This window comes from Mesorhizobium sp. M7A.F.Ca.ET.027.03.2.1 (assembly GCF_003999175.1).
Taxonomy (GTDB): Bacteria; Pseudomonadota; Alphaproteobacteria; order Rhizobiales; family Rhizobiaceae; genus Mesorhizobium.
In genome coordinates this window covers 1-1,733 of the sequence record NZ_RZOM01001198.1, presented here as the reverse complement: position 1 = coordinate 1,733, position 1,733 = coordinate 1, and the positions used below count along the sequence as shown (strand labels likewise).

At 66.1% G+C, this 1,733-nt stretch carries 1 protein-coding gene; it reads right to left on the bottom strand.

Annotated elements, in window-relative coordinates:
* A partial coding sequence (dxs, locus tag EN750_RS32920) for a 1-deoxy-D-xylulose-5-phosphate synthase (protein ID WP_127399162.1) occupies positions 1-1,676 on the bottom strand: 1,676 nt, incomplete at its 3' end.
* Between the last annotated feature and the right edge of the window lie 57 nt (positions 1,677-1,733).

Here is a 1,733-nt window from a genome sequence, read left to right as displayed (position 1 = left end):
ACCTCATGCGAGCGGGCCAGCCGCCGGATCAGATCCTGGTCGAGCGGCTTGGCGAAACGGGCGTCGGCGACCGTGGTGGACAGCCCGGCAGCACCTAGCTCCTCCGCGGCGATCAGGCAATCCTGCAGCCGCGTGCCGAAAGACAGCAATGCAACCTTGGTACCCTCCTTGACGATGCGGCCCTTGCCGATTTCGAGAACCGAGCCGCGCTCCGGCATGTCGACGCCGACGCCATTGCCGCGCGGATAGCGGAAGGCGATCGGACCCTCATCATAGCTCGCCGCGGTGCGCACCATGTGGCGCAGCTCCGCCTCGTCGGCGGCCGCCATGACGACGAAACCCGGCAGTGTCGCCAGGAAGGTGGTGTCGAAGGCGCCGCAATGGGTCGCGCCATCGGCGCCGACGAAACCGGCGCGGTCGATGGGAAACCGCACCGGCAGTTTCTGAATAGCGACGTCGTGGACGACCTGGTCGTAGGCGCGCTGCAGGAAGGTGGAATAGATGGCCGTGAACGGCTTGTAGCCTTCGGTGGCAAGGCCGGCGGCGAAGGTCACCGCGTGCTGTTCGGCGATGCCGACATCGAAGGTGCGCGACGGGAACGCTTCGCCGAACAGGTCGAGACCGGTGCCGCTCGGCATAGCGGCCGTGACGGCGACGATGCGGTCGTCCTCGCGGCCCTCCTGGACCAGGCTTTCGGCGAACACCTTGGTGTAGGCCGGTGCGTTGGCTGGCGCCTTGGCCTGCGCGCCGGTGATGACGTCGAACTTGTTGACGCCGTGATATTTGTCGGCGGCGGCTTCGGCCGGCGCATAGCCCTTGCCCTTCTGGGTGACGACATGGATGAGCACCGGGCCTTCGCCATTGTCGCGGACATTTTTCAGGACCGGGATCAGGTGCTCCAGATTGTGGCCGTCTATCGGGCCGATGTGATAGAAGCCGAGTTCCTCGAACAGCGTGCCGCCGGTGACGTAGCCGCGTGCATGCTCGACCGCCCTTGTGATCGCACGATCGGCGCGCTTGCCGAGATAGGACGTCAGTTTCTTGCCGAAATCGCGCAGGCCGATATAGGCCTTGCCGGAGGCCAGCCGCGCCAGATAGGCGCTCATCGCGCCGGTCGGCGGCGCGATCGACATGTCGTTGTCGTTGAGAATGACGATCAGCCGTGCATCGAGCGCACCGGCATTGTTCATCGCCTCATAGGCCATGCCGGCAGACATGGCGCCGTCGCCGATGACGGCAATGACGTTGTTGCGGCCGCCGGAGAGATCGCGGGCGGCGGCCATGCCGAGGCCGGCCGATATCGATGTCGAGGAGTGGGCGGCGCCGAAGGGATCGTACTCGCTCTCGGCGCGGCGGGTGAAGCCGGACAGACCGCCTTCCTGGCGCAGCGTGCGGATACGGTCGCGGCGGCCGGTCAGGATCTTGTGCGGATAGGCCTGGTGGCCGACATCCCAGATCAGCCTGTCATCGGGGGTGTTGAAGACATAGTGCAGCGCCACTGTCAGCTCGACCACGCCAAGCCCGGCGCCCAGATGACCACCCGTGCGGGACACGGCGTCGACCAGCTCGGCGCGAAGCTCGGACGCCAATTGCGGCAGTTCACTTTCCGCAAGCGTGCGCAGGTCGGCCGGGATGCGGACCTTGTCGAGAAGTGGCGTATGCGGCGTTGCGTTCACGGTGCTCGGGCTTTCGGTTGATGGGCGAAATAAGCCGCCGGCCGGCGAAAGTAAATG